Origin of the sequence: Klebsiella sp. GW_Kp181 (genome assembly GCF_040062315.1) — a bacterium.
GTDB lineage: Bacteria > Pseudomonadota > Gammaproteobacteria > Enterobacterales > Enterobacteriaceae > Klebsiella > Klebsiella oxytoca.
Genome location: NZ_JBEAFR010000002.1, coordinates 65,073 through 79,624, shown reverse-complemented (window position 1 = coordinate 79,624; position 14,552 = coordinate 65,073). Strand labels below are relative to the sequence as shown.

Here is a 14,552-nt window from a genome sequence, read left to right as displayed (position 1 = left end):
AATCCATTTATTGCCTGGTAGAATTCACCGGTGGGAGATGTCAATTCCGGAAATAATTTAGATGAGCAGTTCATCTATTTTTATCATTCATTTTTTCCGTTATTGATAGGTCACCATGAAACGAATGATTCCGTACCAGTCGCCTTCCGACAGCGTTTTGCTGCCGCGTACTAACGATAATAAGTAACGTAACTCATTGTTTTCATTTTGTATCATTACGGCAGGCATCGGTATTCCGTCGCGAGCCACATCGCCAGCCTGATTGTGAATACGCAGTCCAAGCCCCTGGGCCTCGCCATTGACTTTAAAAATGTCCGGGCGAAATACCTCAGTTTCCCCGCTAAAGGTGATATTTACGCTTTGCCATAAGCCACCGCGGCTCCGTTCCAGTGAGCAATTCACCAGTCGTACTGCGAAGGGTTTGATGACCGCCTTGCCTTGTTCATTAAGATCGTTATACGAAATCACGCCGAATGGAATTTCCTGCCAGGCATCGTTGGTATGAATGGAACAGGCCGACTCCTGAATTTGACCATTCATCGTGACCAGTCCCCGCCCCTGATCGGACGCCAGAGACAACGGTGATATGCCTAATAACCCACTCAAGATCAGATAACGCGATATTTTTACCATGACTGTGCTCCTGAATATCGGGCTGCAAACGCAGCCCGAATAAAGCTACATGAGAACAGGACTCACCTTATTCATAAGCCAGGGTAAAGTTGGTTACCGCTTCAAAATCACCCGGAGTGACGTTGGTAACAGTAGAGATTTTTTCAAGGTAAGCGCTAAAGCTTAGGGTATTGTTGCCAATGCCCAGGCCGCGGCCGCTGGTAGGTACCAATAATTTCACAGGTTGACCAGAACCATCTTCAATACGTACGCCAGCCCCCGCAGCCTGACCGGAAATAGCCAGCATGCTCATATCTCCCGGAACATTACCGCCAGCAAAGGTCACTTTGACGGTGTTATACATCGGGTCACCGTTTGAATCCTTCTCGAAGGAGCAGTTTTCCAGCTCAATGTCGAACGGACGAGGAGTAGAGATACCGCCATTATCCAAATGCGTATTGGAGATCTGACCCAGTTCGATACGCTGATCGCCGTAGCCATTTTTAATAGAGCATGGAGCATCAATAATAGAACCCCAGAAGGTGACCTTGCCGCTTCCCTGATCGGCCTGAGCTGCGAAAGAGGCGACACCCATAGTGAGAACAACAGCAGATGCAATTTTGCTAATTTTCATAATACATTCCGTTATATTAAAAGTTACTGGATAACCATCCTGAAAAATAACTCGCAAAGATAACTACGGCTGTTTCTGGTGGCCAAAGTGTTGCTATATCTTGTTGAGTTATGTTTATTCCTGACAGCGAAGTCATACTAACTTGAAAACCCTTCCAGTCAAATATATGCACCTACTTAAACGAACATTACGAGCTAATAATTTTATAAAAAAAATAATTTACAGGATAATATCTCGCTATCCCCCTTTAACACGACAATGTGTGTAAAAATATTACTAATAATTAAAAAAAAACTTATCGCAACCTTCAACAGAAGTGCACCGGTAATCAAAGCGATTAAAAAAACATTAATTTTCAATGAATTGCCTGATCTGAAAAGGCGCTAAAAACATTAGGAGTTATCCATAGGAAAATTCCTAATGCATATTTCTGGCGGGAAAGTTTTAAAACTGAAAAATCCTATAAAATAGTAGGATTTCTTTATTGGAAGCAGCGCAGAGAAGCAATATTTTACCATTTGGTCAAAAAGCCTTTTGCGGCCGAAGTAACCTTATAGGTATGTCGGCAATACGATCATGATCCACAGCAATATCTTATGCGGTATCTTGCCGGGTCAGATGAAAGAGGAAAAAGATTTGCCCTCTTCACTGCAGCAAATGAGCATGCATCCCCGGCAGGGAGATAGGGCAAGTGGGATTTAACATCATATCCCTACACGTAGAGGTGTTATTTTTTCGGTTACTTGTTATTCTGCTGAATTGTTGTCCAGGTGATTATCATTCAGCGTAGTTATTTATCAGACGCTGCCCTGGCGCTTGCCGACTCACCCTCCAGAGCAAAAACACGGAGAGCGGCAAATCCATTATTCGCACCTGCCCTGCAGGTGTTTTTTCCACAGGGAGATTTACCGTGAGATTTGCATCAGTACCTTTCAATCAAAATCAGGTGGGATGGCCGCTTAATGAAGAAGATCTTTATCGCCAGCCCTCGCTGAGCGGCGACATTAAAGCTGACTGGGTGGTTATCGGTTCCGGCTATGCCGGGGTAAGCTTTGCCCGCAGGCTGGCCAGCATCAACCCGCAGCTGAGCATCGTGCTCATTGACGCAGAATGCGCCGCGACCAGCTCCTCGGCGCGGAATTCCGGCTTTATTATCGGCCTGCCGCATAATATCGGCAGCTCTACCGCCGAGTTGAAAAAGGCGCAGGACTATCGCGCTCTGCTGCAGGAGGGGATCCGCCAGCTCGATGACACGGTGACCAAACACCAGATCGATTGCGAATGGGAAAACGTCGGGAAATACCACTGCCAGATAGATCCGTCCAGCGAAGCCATTATGCAGGAGTACGTGGATAACCTGCAGCTGATGCAGGAACCTTACAGCCTGCTGAACGGCGAAGAGCTGTATCAAAAGCTGGGAACTCGCCTTTACAGCAAAGGGATTTACACTCCCGGCTGCATTCTGGTGAATCCGGCAAAACTGATCGCGGGCCTCGCGCGCCATCTGCCGGATAATGTCACCGTGTTTCACCAGACCCCGGCGCTGGCTCTTCACCAGGAAAACGGCGGCGTCAGGGTGACGACCCTGCAGGGCACCATCCGCGCCGACCAGGCGATGCTCGCCACCAATGCGCTCTCCCGCGAGCTCTCGCCAACCGTGAGCCGCCAGGCGTCGATGGCGACCTACGCCAGCATTACTGCCCCGCTTACGCCCGATCAGCGCCAGCGTCTGCCGGCGATGGAGAGCTGGGGATTAACCCCGGTCAATGCGATCGCCGGGGCCACCCTACGCTATACCCACGATTATCGTTTTCTTGTCCGCCAGCATGTCGATCCGGCATTGCGCGGCGTGATTACCGCCGGACAAACCGCTAACGCCGCAAGACAGCATCTGGCGCTGTTCCATACGGCCTATCCGCAGCTGCAGGATGTTCCTCTGGAGCGAACCTGGTCCGGGACCATCAGCGTCACCCGCAACGGCGCGCCGGTCTGGGGGCGTCTTGCGCCGCGGATCTGGACTGCGGGGGGCTGTAACGGCGCCGGCGTATCAAAACAGACCATCGCCGGGACGCTGCTTGCCGATCTGGCGATGGGCCAGGACAACCCGCTGATCGCCGCGATGCAGTCGCTCGGCCAGGCCAACTTTATGCCGCCCTCCCCGTTCCTGGATATTGGGGTGGCGGGCGCGTTATGGAAAGAGCGTTATATGGGACGTAAAGAGATGCCCGTATAGTCACTACGGGCGGGTGACTGACAGGTTTCACCGCGCAGGCGTGAAACCTGTTACTCAGGCTAATCCGGAATCACTTCATCTTTTCGCAGGGTCAGCACCTCAAACCCCTCGGCGGTGACGGCGACGGTATGCTCCCACTGGGCAGACAGTTTTTTATCGCGAGTGACCACCGTCCAGCCGTCTTTCCTGGTTTTTATTCGGCTATCGCCCTGATTAACCATCGGTTCAATGGTAAACACCATCCCCTCCTTGAGCACGGCGCCGGTGCCGGGTTTGCCGTAATGCAGCACCTGCGGATCTTCATGCATCTCTCTGCCAACGCCGTGGCCGCAGTACTCCCTGACCACGCTGTAGCCATTACCTTCAACATAAGTCTGGATCGCATGGCCGATATCGCCCAGCGTCGCCCCCGGTCTGACAACCTTAATGCCCTTCCACATAGCTTCATAGGTTTTCTGCACTAGCCGACGGGCCAGCGGTGAAACCTCGCCAATCAGATACATTTTGCTGGAATCGGCAATCATCCCCTCTTTCTCCAGCGTAATATCCACGTTCACGATCGTGCCGGATTTCAGCAGCTCGCTTTCCTTTGGCATGCCGTGACAAACGACTTCATTGATCGAAGTATTGAGCACATAGGGAAAATCGTACTGCCCTTTGCTGGCCGGACGCGAATGCAGGTCGTTGACGATAAAATCCTCCACCCGATTGTTGATGGCCATGGTGGAGACGCCGGGCTGAATAAAGCTATCCAACATGTCGAAGACCGAGGCCAGCAGTTTGCCGGCATGGCGCTGGCTGGCGAGCTCCTGCGTGGTTTTAATGGGAATTGATAGCATTGATCACCTCCAGCAACCGGTCAGAGCCGGACTTGAGCATCATCAGCTTGATTTGCTGATGGTTAAGTTCGGGATAGAGCTCGCTCATCATCCCCAGACGGATCCAGTACTCCGCCTGGGCGTTGACCGAACGCGACATCGCCTTACTGGCGTCACGAATATCGTCGTGCAGCAGATCTGAAATTTTTACAATACCCATCTATACGTACCATAACGATTTATATATGTTTCGTATATTACGCCTGCGGAAGCAAGCGTCCAGTTTTTTCTGCCTCGGCCCCTTTTGCCGTTGCCGACAGCGATCGTGTTGACTGAAAAGAGCAGCATGATGCGCGGCGAAAGCCACACCCAGCCGTGTTGCATGAAAGAACGGCAGAGGAATAAGTGTAAGCAGATTAGGTTTTTTATTTGGTCTTCGAAAATTCTCTTATTACTTTCTCTAACCCCTGATTAAATATTCTTATTACGATATCAATTCCATTTATTTTTGATGACCTGAACTTAAGAGTGCGATATAAAACCACGCAAGATTTAACTTTTTTATAACAGAGCAAAGGCTAAGTAAATGAAACAGGTCGGCATTATTGGTTGGCGTGGCATGGTAGGTTCTGTATTGCTTCAACGCATGGTTGAAGAAAACGATTTCCGTGATATCGCTGCACATTTTTTTAGTACCTCCAGCGCGGGGGCCGTTGGCCCAACTATATATGGCGAGAGTTATATCCTTAAAGATGCGAATTCAGTCAGTGAACTCGCCGATATGGATATTATTATCACCTGCCAGGGCGGCGATTATACTAAAGCCATTTATCCCGCACTTATTACGCATGGCTGGCAGGGTTATTGGATCGATGCGGCATCGGCGCTTCGCATGGATGAAAAAGCCTGTATCATTCTCGATCCGGTTAACCGTACCCATATCGATCGGTCAATCCAACAAGGGCTAAAACTTTTTGTCGGCGGTAATTGTTCGATTACCCTCAGCTTGATGGGGCTCGCCGGCTTGCTCAAGGCTGACCTGATCGAATGGATGAGCGTGATGACCTATCAATCTGCATCCGGCGCTGGCGCTAAACATGTCAGAGAATTAATCGCGCAAAGCGCCTGGGTGAGCAATCATTTGTCGGCAGAGGAATTGACCAGCTCCGGCTCAGTCCTTCCTTTAGTCAATAAAGTCAGCGAACTGATTAACAGCGCGGGCATGCCCGTCCAACACTTCGGCGCTCCCCTAATGGGAAGCATCATTCCCTGGATTGATGCCGATTTAGGCGACGGCAATAGCCGCGAAGAGTGGAAAGGCGAAGCAGAAACCAACAAAATTCTGGGCTTGCCCCGCGGAACTATTCCCGTGAACGGTTTATGCATTCGGGTTGGCGTCATTCGCTGCCATAGCGCAGCGATTACTTTAAAATTAAAGCGTGAAGTCAGCGAAGCTGAATTTGCTGAATTAGTGGGTAATGCCCATCCCTGGGTTAACTATGTCCCCAATAATAAAAACGACAGCGTCAGCAAATTAACCCCAGCCTATATCAGTGGCTCGCTGCAGGTAGGCATAGGCCGTTATAAAAAAATGGCCCTGAATAATGAACCTGTATATTCGGTACTCACCGTTGGGGATCAGCTTTTATGGGGAGCGGCGGAGCCTTTGCGTCGTATGTTAAATATCTTGCTTAATCGCGTTTAATTCTTCTGCGGCAGGCGTTTTAATACCAGAATGGTGGTCAGGGAAATATATTTAAATATCGGTTCCACCACCGCGGCATCCTGTGCCCCGGCCTGTCGCCGTCAAACCCACAGCGAGGCTCTGCTTTCACCACAGTTCCGGCAACAAGGCCAGCGCGTCAGCCACCAGCGTGCGCCTGTCGTTGCCGGGCTTCCAGATGGTCACCATCGTTTGGCCGATCCCCTGATTACCCACTTCGGTCGGCAATTTTTTGACGTTTTTCCACCGCGCCGCATTCATGTGCGTCGGCAAAAATCCCCAGCCGCAGCCCTGTTCAAGCAGGGCGCGCAGCATCTCCTGTTCGTTGGTAAAAATGGTGCGCCCTGAAATCTGCAGACGGCGGGCCACGGGCTCGTCAGTATCCGGGTGCATAATCACCTGCGGTGCCAGCGAAAGTTCCAGCAGAGAAAGCGGTTGTTTAGCGGCGGGAAAAAGCGCTTCGGAGGCGTAAAAATCCATCTCGATTGACCCCAGGGCGCGCCACTCCATAGCGTCGCCCACGCTGCGATGTCGCGCCTGGCAGATACCCAGGTCGGCCAATCCACTCGCCAGCAGCCTTTCCGCCTCGTCACGCGAGGCGTTAATCAGGCTCAGACGAACGTTGCGCCGGGCCATGGCGCCAATCAGCGCCTGTAACAACGTTCTGGGGGTAAAGGGATCGTAGGCCAGCGTAATATCCTGCGTGGCGCTATTCGGCACTTCTTTGGCAAAGGCTTCAAAGGCTTTGACCTGGCGCATCAGCAGGTGCGCCTGACGCTGCAGCTGTTCCCCCTCCGGCGTCAGCTGCAAGCTGCGACCTTCACGCAGAAACAACGCATACCCCAGACCATCTTCAAGGAACTCAATCAAATCGCGAAGCGTCGTGCGGTCCTTGCCCAGCTGGCGCGCCGCTTTCGCCAGGCTTTTGCACTCAACCACAGCGGTGAAGGCTTCAAGTTGGGCAAAAGAATACATCAGGGTCGGCATTGTGCTCTCCACTCGGTTATTCGGGGGGATTTTCCCCCATGAGGCGCTTTTTATTATAGGCCGCATTTTTTTAAGCTAAACGCCTTCCTGAGCTGAACGAGAAAAAATATGAAAAACAAAGTGGTTAATCGTCGCCTGCTGTCCAGTGTTGTCATCACCCTCTGCAGCGGCCTGCTGGCCCCCATCGCGCAGGCCGCCTGCCCCGGGACCGAACTTAGCGCGTGCCCTGCTCCCTTTGATGCACAGCTTCCGGATACCCATAAAATGCTCACCTGGAGCCAGACCGACCGGGTAATCGGCTTTCGTAACGACTACCGCAATTACGCAGGCGATGTGTTTCATCACGGTCATGCCGTACCGTTGCAGGCTGCAGCGAAACGGTTAACTCACGCCAGCTATCAAGTTAATGGCCACACCTGGACCCTGCAGGATTATCTGCAGCGCCAGAACGTCAGCGGCATGCTGGTGCTGAAAAATGGCAAAGTTGCCTGGAAATATCTGGCGGAAGGCAATACCGACACCACCCTCTGGACCTCGCGCTCGGTGGGCAAGTCCGTGGTATCCACGCTGGTGGGCGTGGCGATTAAACAGGGCAAAATTCACTCGCTCGACGATCTTGTCACCCAGTATGAACCCGACCTGAAAGGCACCGCCTGGGAAGGCGTGACGCTGAGGCAGCTGATTAGCCACACCTCCGGGGTGGCGTGGAATGAAGACTATACTAATCCGCAATCGGACTTCGCCCGGCTTACCGAGTGTGAAGCCAGACCCGGCGCCTATGACTGCGTACGTCAGCTGGTGTCCGGCCTGCGTCGGGCGCATCCGGCCGGAGAGAACTGGTCTTACTCCTCCGGCGGCGCCTGGCTACTGGGTGATGTCCTGGAACGCGCCACCGGTATGACGCTGGCGGCGTATCTGGAGAAAAGTATCTGGCAACCCTACGGTATGGCGAGCGATGGCGTGTGGCATGCCTATACAAAAGGTGAGCACGACGTGGGCGCGCATGGCTTTAACGCCACGCTAGAAGATTGGGGGCGCTTCGGTGAGTTCATCCTGCATAACGGCGTGTTGCCGAACGGCGAGCAGATCTTGCCGGAAAACTGGGTTGCCGAATCATCAAACTGGACCCGGGCGACAGGTTCAGTATCCGCGGCACATCCAAACGGTCTCTACGGCTACCAGTGGTGGAACAATGAAGTGCCGGTCAATGCCAGCAACGTTGAGCCCGCTCCGCAGGCATCCCTTCAACATTCGCTGTGGGCGCTGGGGATATTTGGTCAGATGATTATGGTCAATCAGGCGGAAAACCTGGTCATCGTGCAGTGGTCGACCTGGCCGCAGGCTGAACCCTCCTTCAGCGCCCAACCGCTAGAGGCGTCGCTGATGTTTAGCGCGATAGCGAAGGCGTTACGCTAATGCCGGTTTAAAACCGTCGCTCTTTTGCAGACCATGAGCGAAGTGAGCTCAACCATTTTTAAACGATTGGAAGCCAGCCTGCCAACGGCAAAGCTGGCTATCATCTGCCTGTCGCTGGGGTGGCGAGCCGGTAATATAAGGCGGATCAGCGCCCTTTCTCGATCGTGCAGTTCCACTGCTGACTCACGCTACTCTGGCTGGTGGCGATCTGTAGCGACAGGCTGGCGTCCAGAGTATGGGTGACGCTGTATTCAAGGACCACGTCATCAAGATCGCGCGCGACGCGCTCAATGCGAAACAGAGGACGCCCGGGTTCAATATTCAGCAATCCCGCCGTGCGGATATCGCAGCACACCGGCGTATAGCGTTCGGTCGCGTTAGCCGGCGAGTAGCCGAATGTTTCCCGCAGCTGTTTATAGAGCGATCGGCTGCCGTCCACGTGACTCAGGTCGTTATAAATTCGGCCGTTAAGCCAGGTCAGCACGTGGCCGACCGGCCGCTCACCCTGCACGAGTAACCGCTCCAGACGCATCAGTTGGCTACCCAAATCGAGCCCCATCTGTTCCGCTACGTGGCGGTCGGCCATGGTTGAAATCAGCGACAGCACCTCCACTTCTATCGCGCCGGGAGCAGCAAAGGTGGTCAGTACGTCCGGCAGGTCGGTGTAGTATTTTTGCAGCGCATCGCGGTTGATAAAAGTGCCTTTTCCCTGCTCGCGATAAACCATACCGATGCTGGCCAGCGAATCTATCGCCTGTTTAATCGTGCCGCGCGCCACCTTGAACTCCCCGGCAAGCAGCAGCTCGCCCGGGAGTTTATCGTCATAGGTAAAAGAGAGGATCCGCTGCAGGATAACGTCTTTTATTCTTAAATAGAGAGGGAGTCCATCCGACTCATACATACTTGCGCTCCAACTCAGAGATAGTGTATCTGGCTCCTGTATGCGCTCAGTATATCCTGATTTATCTCCTGATTACCGTCTATGTTTGCGCTGGCGAGAACCGGCGGCGTGCGCGCATTTTCCAGCATAATTTCGCAAATACGCAGTACCAGGCTGTTGGCGATGGCCGCCCCCATGATGGTGGAGAGCGGCGCCACTTTCTGCGCCAGCCCCGGCAGGCTCACCGCCGCATCGCCATACTCGCAGTGGTTATCAAGGGTGATATCGGCAATGTCTACCAGCAGTTTACCGCTGGAGTGGCGGGAAGAGACTCGTGCCGCCGTCGCCAGGCTGGTAATTGCGATAACCCTGGCTCCGCAGGTTTTTGCCGCCAGCGCGACATCGATCGTAATCGCATTTCGCCCCGACACTGAGTGAATCAGCAGAATATCGTCGGCCCTCAGCGGCGACTGTTCAACCAGCACGCGGCCAAGATTTTCCACATTTTCCACCGCGCTGGTAAGGGTTAACGGCCTGACGTTAAGCATCAGCGCAGGGGTAAAAAGCGGGTTGATGATGGCCAGACCGCCTGCCCGATAGCTCATCTCCTCCGCCAGAATACCGGCGTGGCTGGCGCCAAAGACGAAGATATTGCGCTGCGCCAGAACGCTGTGGGCCATCATTTCTGCCGCCCGGTTCAGCTCATCGGCGCGCTGTTCGAGCAACCCCAGCTTCTGGCGGATCTGACTGTAATACTGTTTCAGTGCCTGGCTCATAGACTTCCTCCTGATATCAGAACGTCAGCAAGCGGGTCAAAAGATGGATTAGCGGCGCGAGGACAAACATATCGCTATCGCCCGCCCACAGCGCCGTATCCGGGATCGTGTTGTTGATTAAGCCGGTCACGCAGAAATATTGCCCCCAGGCGACCACCGTTGAGGTGATAAATCCCGCCAGCAGCGCGCCTTTATAGCCGCCGGTGATATTGCCGAAGACCCCTGCCGTACCGGCATGGAAGAAAATGACGATCATGCTGGGAATAAATACGTAGCCGGTATAGCGGCCGATCAGGGTCAGCCACAGCAGCGATCCCACAAAGGCGCCGACGAACCCCAGCACCACCGCATTTGGCGCAAAGTTGAACAGAATCGGGCAGTCCAGCGCAGGTTTGGCCCCCGGAACCAGCCGCGAGCCGATGCCGTTAAACGCGGGCACCATTTCACCAATAAACATCCGCACCCCGAGCAGCACCACGGCGATGCCCCCGGTGAACATCAGCGATTGTTTAAGGGCATAGATGTAGAAGCTCAGGTCGCCGGATTGTGCAAGAATCTCCGCCGCTTTCGGGGTGCCTTTGATTTGCAGAATAAAGGTGCCGATAAAAAACAGCAGCGCCATGGTTAACGCGGTCACCACGTTGGAATCGCGCAGAAAACCGAGCTTTTTAGGAACTTTGATATCTTCGGAACTGATTTTATTACGGGCGAAGATCTGGCCGAAAATGGCCCCCAGCAGCGCGACCGAGGCGGAAGTATGCCCCAGCGCCACGTTATCGTTGCCGGTAATTTTCCGTACCCATGGCTGAACCAGCGCGGGCTGCAAGGTCCAGTACAGTCCCATGATAACCGTCAGCATGAGCGTCAGCTGTAGCGCAGAAATAGCGGGCTCGGTGTTCACCATCACCCCGGCAAATATCATGGTGGTCCAGAACATCATGTGTCCGGTCAAATAGATATATTTAAAGCACGTCAGCCTGGCCAGCAGTAGATTGATAGCGAAACCGCCGGCAATGGCGATCGTCACGCTGCTTCCGTAGCGTTCGCTAAAGCGCGCCTGACCGATAATATTGGTCAGATTCATCGAGCTGAGGCCGAAAACTTCGGTCCAGATCGGCTGAAAGATCAGTAGCGCGGAAACGATAATCCCGGCCCCCGCGCCGATGATCAGAAAACCCAGAATGCCTTTCAGGGTGCCGGACACAATGTCTGCCAGCGATTTTTTCTGCAAAACCAGTCCCAGCAGCACGATCAGGCCAATTAAAATCGACGCCTCACCAAATATGTTGATGGTGATCCAGCGCAGGACGCCAAGAAACTCGCTCATGTTGGCTCTCCCGCGCGCAGAATGTGCGCCTGGGTCAGCGCCGCGGTGATTTCTGCGTTATCAATGTAGTTGTTTACTACCACCACCGGGCAGGAAAGATGCTTCAGGTTGTCCACCAGTTCGGCATTGGTGATGACGACATCGGCGTTGGCCGAAGCGGCGGATGAGACATCCATATGTTCCACGGAGGCCTGAATCCCGTGCTGCTTTAATACCGCCTCAACGTTCATTTTTAAAATCAGGCTCGAGCCCATACCTAAACCACAGACTGTCAGAATTTTCATCGCTATTCACTCCGTGTTAATTACAGCTATAAACGCTGTGAGCCGCTGGCCAACAGCCGATAAAGTTGTTCCGGATCGTCTGAATGCATCAGGGTATGCAGATTATTTTCATCGCTGAGCACGGTGACGATATGCTGGATAAGGTGGATATGCGCGTCGCTGCTGGTAGCCGAAAGGCCCAGAACCACCCGCACAGGGTCGTTTTCCGCATGACCAAACGCCAGCGGTTCGCGCAGCCGGATCGCGCTAATTTGCGCTTTGATCGCTCCCTGTTCCGGACGGGCATGCGGCAGGGCCAGACCAGGGGCGATGACAAAATAAGGGCCCAGCTCGCGATAGCTGGCGATCATCGCCTGGACGTATTGCGGACTGCAGGCCCCCGCGCGGCACAGCGCGTTCCCCGCCTCGCGAATAGCCTCCTCCGGGGTAGCGGCCGGGCAGTCAACGGTTATCGACTGACGTTCAATCATCACGGGCTCCTTGCGTTAAGTGGTGGCGAATGGAGGCCAGGGTGGTCGCCAGCGCCCGGGCAACAAACGCGCGCCCTTTCTCTTCGCTCGCAAGGGTGGGGTCCCCCAGCACCGCATAAGCAGAAAACTCGGTCCAGCGCATCGGCTGATAGCGAAAATTCTGCGGGAATTCGGGATAGTGCGCGCGCGCCTCCGCCATGTTGACGAACTCCGGCGCCAGCGCCAGCATCAGCGAGGTTTCGACCTCGTCGGCATGCATATATCCCGGATAAGCCACCGCCGAGGTTTGTCGTTTTTTTACCTCTTCATCCATACCTGCCCAGCTGTAGCTAAGCAGCGTGATGCCCTGCTCTTTAAGCTGGCGGGAAGCGGCTTTAATCGCGTCAAAGTTGCCGTAATGCGAGTTGATCACCGCCGTGGTGGTAATACCGTAGCTGGCCATGTTTTCCGCCAGCGCCACCAGCAGCGACGTCAGCCGTTCATTACCGATATCAATCGCGCCCGCATGCCCGCGCAGCGACCAGACCTGGCTATAGGAGATAACCGGCAGGCTCAGCGCGCACTCGCCCAACTGCTCATCAAGCCGCGCGCAAAACCGCTCGGCCAGCAGGTTATCGGTATCCAGCGGCAGGTGGTCGCCGTGCGGTTCGACCGCGCCAAGGGGCAGTAAGGCTATCCGCGCCTTTTGTAGCGCCCGCCTGGCCTCGCGCTCATTTAAATGGTGCAGCTTCATGACGCCTCCTCAGGCAAAAGCGAGGTAACGCGCCGGGTTTTCGATGAAGAAATCATGCAGCAACGCTTCGCCGTCAAACCCCGCCTCCCGGGCCTCTTCCATGAATCTTGGCCGCCAGTCGCTGAGGATGAACTTCAGCCCCAGTCCCCCTTTGCCGTAATGCGCGCTCATGGATTTACGGGCAAAATCACCGCCGATCAAAATCTGCTTTTGATAACCGCGCTGGCAGAGCGCCAGGATGGCCTGGGTGCGAATGTGCTCAGGGTGATATTTAATGCGGCTGATACCGTCAAATGAGAGAAACGCCCCGGTGTTGGCGATCTGACGGTGCAGCCAGGGGTCAGGATTGCGATCCATATGGGCAAAACATAAGCGGGACAAATCCAGTCCCCATTTTTTAAAGATCCGCGCCTGTTCGAGTCCCATCGTCCCCATTTCCGTATGGCTGTGCATCGGCGCCCCGGTACGCTGCTGGGCGCGAACGATAACCTCCATGGTTTTGTATTCCAGAGGGGAAATGGCGTTATAGCCGGTGCCACATTTCACTACGCCGGCCCGATGCGCGGTGCCTTCGATTCCCTCGGTGACCTCGCGGCAAACGTGTTCAACCAGTTCGTCGACGTCAGAACGCTCAATCCACTCGGCAAAAGTTTGCGCTGTGCCCGGTCGCCGACTACTCCACAGAAACCCTTTGTTAAAACCCGCGGTGGCAATAATGTGCAGCTGCTGGCGCTGCGCCATGGCCGCGACAGCAGCGGCCTGACGACCATAATCCGGCGCGGTGGCGTCGTAGATGGCATTGCCTCCCGCCTGGCGGAAGTCGCTTAATTCACGCTCAGAAGCCTGTGGATCGTCGAGCAAGAGGTCGTCATCCTGACGCTCGGCCCAATAGGGCGGAATACAGTAGATATGGTCGTGGCTGTAGGTTACGCCCAGCTGATTAGCGGAAATATCCCCGTTTAACGTTCGAATGATGGCCATGTTTCTTACTCTCCGGAACGGATAAAAAGGTGCCTTCAACATAGGCGCGACCCACTTGACCAGTCAAGTGATCAAGTTCGCATCAATCATATTAAATTCTTATCTGTGAGGTGGGTCGACATTAACATTTATGTGACGTTGTCACGTAAATAGATTCGGGCTAAAAAACCGTTACTCATGGAAAAATATAGGTGTTTCGGGTGAGGCGATTAAATTTATGTTCCATTAATTCAATTGGATACGCACCTATTAAACCAATACATTTCAGACTAATAATCAATATCTTTGATTAAAATGTTTAATTGAATGAATCGATAAAGAGAGTATTGTTAAAAACAATGATGAGCGGAGATAAATAAATGTTACGAGATTTTTTGAAGGTAGAAAAAGAGGATCGACTGGTGGAACAGCAGGACGCCAGCAGCGATAACGGCAATTCAACGGACGTCACCGAATGGATAATTGTGAGCAAAAATGGCGATAAAAAAGGCCGGGTGGCGTTATTCAATCAATTTTCCACCCGTCGTTCGTATTGCGTGAATTATCGCATTACCCAGTTTGATAATAGCGGCAAAGTTGTCGTAGACCGGCTGGCAGAATCTCTCTAATCACGGGAAACGCAACACACCGGCGTTTTGGTCACCTGTCACCAGAGCTCGCAGAACAATAACCGATTAG

Annotated in this window: 16 protein-coding genes; 4 read left to right on the top strand and 12 right to left on the bottom strand. The window is 53.5% G+C overall.

Annotated elements, in window-relative coordinates; translation table 11 throughout:
• Window positions 1-99 precede the first annotated feature (99 nt).
• Both ABLV11_RS02020 and ABLV11_RS02015 read right to left on the bottom strand, forming a co-directional pair.
• On the bottom strand, window positions 100-633 hold the full coding sequence (locus ABLV11_RS02020) for a fimbrial protein (RefSeq protein ID WP_004102152.1): 534 nt from the start codon (window positions 631-633) through the stop codon (window positions 100-102).
• A gap of 67 nt (window positions 634-700) precedes the next feature.
• Window positions 701-1,246, bottom strand: coding sequence for a fimbrial protein (locus ABLV11_RS02015; RefSeq protein WP_004102154.1), 546 nt, complete (start codon window positions 1,244-1,246; stop codon window positions 701-703).
• A 910-nt stretch (window positions 1,247-2,156) separates the two neighbouring features.
• Between ABLV11_RS02015 and ABLV11_RS02010 the strand changes: the two genes are divergently transcribed.
• A complete protein-coding gene (locus tag ABLV11_RS02010; protein WP_163528932.1) occupies window positions 2,157-3,479 on the top strand; it encodes an FAD-binding oxidoreductase in 1,323 nt (440 codons plus the stop codon).
• A gap of 59 nt (window positions 3,480-3,538) precedes the next feature.
• On the opposite strand, the gene map is transcribed toward ABLV11_RS02010, so the two are convergent.
• Both map and ABLV11_RS02000 read right to left on the bottom strand, forming a co-directional pair.
• Window positions 3,539-4,318 (bottom strand): type I methionyl aminopeptidase, encoded by a 780-nt coding sequence (gene map / locus ABLV11_RS02005; RefSeq protein ID WP_004102158.1) that lies wholly within the window; start codon window positions 4,316-4,318, stop codon window positions 3,539-3,541.
• Entirely contained in the window at window positions 4,299-4,517 is a 219-nt protein-coding gene (locus ABLV11_RS02000; RefSeq protein WP_004102160.1) for a ParD-like family protein, read from the bottom strand. The genes map and ABLV11_RS02000 overlap by 20 nt, the downstream gene beginning before the upstream one ends.
• A gap of 366 nt (window positions 4,518-4,883) precedes the next feature.
• Between ABLV11_RS02000 and asd the strand changes: the two genes are divergently transcribed.
• Complete coding sequence (gene asd / locus ABLV11_RS01995) at window positions 4,884-6,002, top strand: aspartate-semialdehyde dehydrogenase (RefSeq protein WP_348855138.1); 1,119 nt, start codon at window positions 4,884-4,886, stop codon at window positions 6,000-6,002.
• Between the two features lie 126 nt (window positions 6,003-6,128).
• Here the strand turns inward: asd and ABLV11_RS01990 are convergent, their stop codons facing one another.
• A complete protein-coding gene (locus ABLV11_RS01990) occupies window positions 6,129-7,007 on the bottom strand; it encodes a LysR family transcriptional regulator (RefSeq protein ID WP_064344351.1) in 879 nt (292 codons plus the stop codon).
• A 108-nt stretch (window positions 7,008-7,115) separates the two neighbouring features.
• Here ABLV11_RS01990 and ABLV11_RS01985 point away from each other — a divergent pair, with 108 nt between their 5' ends.
• On the top strand, window positions 7,116-8,423 hold the full coding sequence (locus tag ABLV11_RS01985) for a serine hydrolase (RefSeq protein ID WP_163528939.1): 1,308 nt from the start codon (window positions 7,116-7,118) through the stop codon (window positions 8,421-8,423).
• Between the two features lie 145 nt (window positions 8,424-8,568).
• Here the strand turns inward: ABLV11_RS01985 and ABLV11_RS01980 are convergent, their stop codons facing one another.
• Genes ABLV11_RS01980 through ABLV11_RS01950 form a run of 7 tightly spaced genes read right to left on the bottom strand, consistent with a single transcriptional unit; the run spans window position 8,569 to window position 13,874 of the window.
• On the bottom strand, window positions 8,569-9,324 hold the full coding sequence (locus tag ABLV11_RS01980) for a GntR family transcriptional regulator (RefSeq protein ID WP_004102164.1): 756 nt from the start codon (window positions 9,322-9,324) through the stop codon (window positions 8,569-8,571).
• A 14-nt stretch (window positions 9,325-9,338) separates the two neighbouring features.
• Window positions 9,339-10,079, bottom strand: a complete 741-nt coding sequence (locus ABLV11_RS01975; RefSeq protein WP_049593112.1) for an SIS domain-containing protein — start codon at window positions 10,077-10,079, stop codon at window positions 9,339-9,341.
• A 16-nt stretch (window positions 10,080-10,095) separates the two neighbouring features.
• Window positions 10,096-11,406, bottom strand: a complete 1,311-nt coding sequence (locus ABLV11_RS01970; RefSeq protein WP_163528941.1) for a PTS ascorbate transporter subunit IIC — start codon at window positions 11,404-11,406, stop codon at window positions 10,096-10,098.
• The gene (locus ABLV11_RS01965) at window positions 11,403-11,690 is read right to left on the bottom strand and encodes a PTS sugar transporter subunit IIB (protein WP_004102167.1); all 288 of its coding nucleotides are present in this window, start codon (window positions 11,688-11,690) and stop codon (window positions 11,403-11,405) included. Before ABLV11_RS01965 ends, ABLV11_RS01970 begins: the two co-directional genes overlap by 4 nt.
• Before the next feature lie 26 nt (window positions 11,691-11,716).
• A complete protein-coding gene (locus ABLV11_RS01960; RefSeq protein ID WP_004102169.1) occupies window positions 11,717-12,160 on the bottom strand; it encodes a PTS sugar transporter subunit IIA in 444 nt (147 codons plus the stop codon).
• Complete coding sequence (locus ABLV11_RS01955) at window positions 12,153-12,893, bottom strand: creatininase family protein (protein WP_017145845.1); 741 nt, start codon at window positions 12,891-12,893, stop codon at window positions 12,153-12,155. The genes ABLV11_RS01960 and ABLV11_RS01955 overlap by 8 nt, the downstream gene beginning before the upstream one ends.
• A 9-nt stretch (window positions 12,894-12,902) precedes the next feature.
• Window positions 12,903-13,874: a phosphotriesterase gene (locus ABLV11_RS01950; protein WP_195605778.1), complete on the bottom strand. Its 972-nt coding sequence runs from the start codon at window positions 13,872-13,874 to the stop codon at window positions 12,903-12,905.
• Between the two features lie 359 nt (window positions 13,875-14,233).
• Here ABLV11_RS01950 and ABLV11_RS01945 point away from each other — a divergent pair, with 359 nt between their 5' ends.
• The gene (locus ABLV11_RS01945; protein WP_004102175.1) at window positions 14,234-14,482 is read left to right on the top strand and encodes a hypothetical protein; all 249 of its coding nucleotides are present in this window, start codon (window positions 14,234-14,236) and stop codon (window positions 14,480-14,482) included.
• Window positions 14,483-14,552 lie beyond the last annotated feature (70 nt).

Bases quoted from the DNA above. Each gene is read 5' to 3' on its own strand.
- ABLV11_RS02020 (WP_004102152.1), bottom strand. From the start codon at position 633: ATGGTAAAAATATCGCGTTATCTGATCTTGAGTGGGTTATTAGGCATA.
- ABLV11_RS02015 (WP_004102154.1), bottom strand. From the start codon at position 1,246: ATGAAAATTAGCAAAATTGCATCTGCTGTTGTTCTCACTATGGGTGTC.
- map (WP_004102158.1), bottom strand. From the start codon at position 4,318: ATGCTATCAATTCCCATTAAAACCACGCAGGAGCTCGCCAGCCAGCGC.
- ABLV11_RS02000 (WP_004102160.1), bottom strand. From the start codon at position 4,517: ATGGGTATTGTAAAAATTTCAGATCTGCTGCACGACGATATTCGTGAC.
- asd (WP_348855138.1), top strand. From the start codon at position 4,884: ATGAAACAGGTCGGCATTATTGGTTGGCGTGGCATGGTAGGTTCTGTA.
- ABLV11_RS01990 (WP_064344351.1), bottom strand. From the start codon at position 7,007: ATGCCGACCCTGATGTATTCTTTTGCCCAACTTGAAGCCTTCACCGCT.
- ABLV11_RS01985 (WP_163528939.1), top strand. From the start codon at position 7,116: ATGAAAAACAAAGTGGTTAATCGTCGCCTGCTGTCCAGTGTTGTCATC.
- ABLV11_RS01980 (WP_004102164.1), bottom strand. From the start codon at position 9,324: ATGTATGAGTCGGATGGACTCCCTCTCTATTTAAGAATAAAAGACGTT.
- ABLV11_RS01975 (WP_049593112.1), bottom strand. From the start codon at position 10,079: ATGAGCCAGGCACTGAAACAGTATTACAGTCAGATCCGCCAGAAGCTG.
- ABLV11_RS01970 (WP_163528941.1), bottom strand. From the start codon at position 11,406: ATGAGCGAGTTTCTTGGCGTCCTGCGCTGGATCACCATCAACATATTT.
- ABLV11_RS01965 (WP_004102167.1), bottom strand. From the start codon at position 11,690: ATGAAAATTCTGACAGTCTGTGGTTTAGGTATGGGCTCGAGCCTGATT.
- ABLV11_RS01960 (WP_004102169.1), bottom strand. From the start codon at position 12,160: ATGATTGAACGTCAGTCGATAACCGTTGACTGCCCGGCCGCTACCCCG.
- ABLV11_RS01955 (WP_017145845.1), bottom strand. From the start codon at position 12,893: ATGAAGCTGCACCATTTAAATGAGCGCGAGGCCAGGCGGGCGCTACAA.
- ABLV11_RS01950 (WP_195605778.1), bottom strand. From the start codon at position 13,874: ATGGCCATCATTCGAACGTTAAACGGGGATATTTCCGCTAATCAGCTG.
- ABLV11_RS01945 (WP_004102175.1), top strand. From the start codon at position 14,234: ATGTTACGAGATTTTTTGAAGGTAGAAAAAGAGGATCGACTGGTGGAA.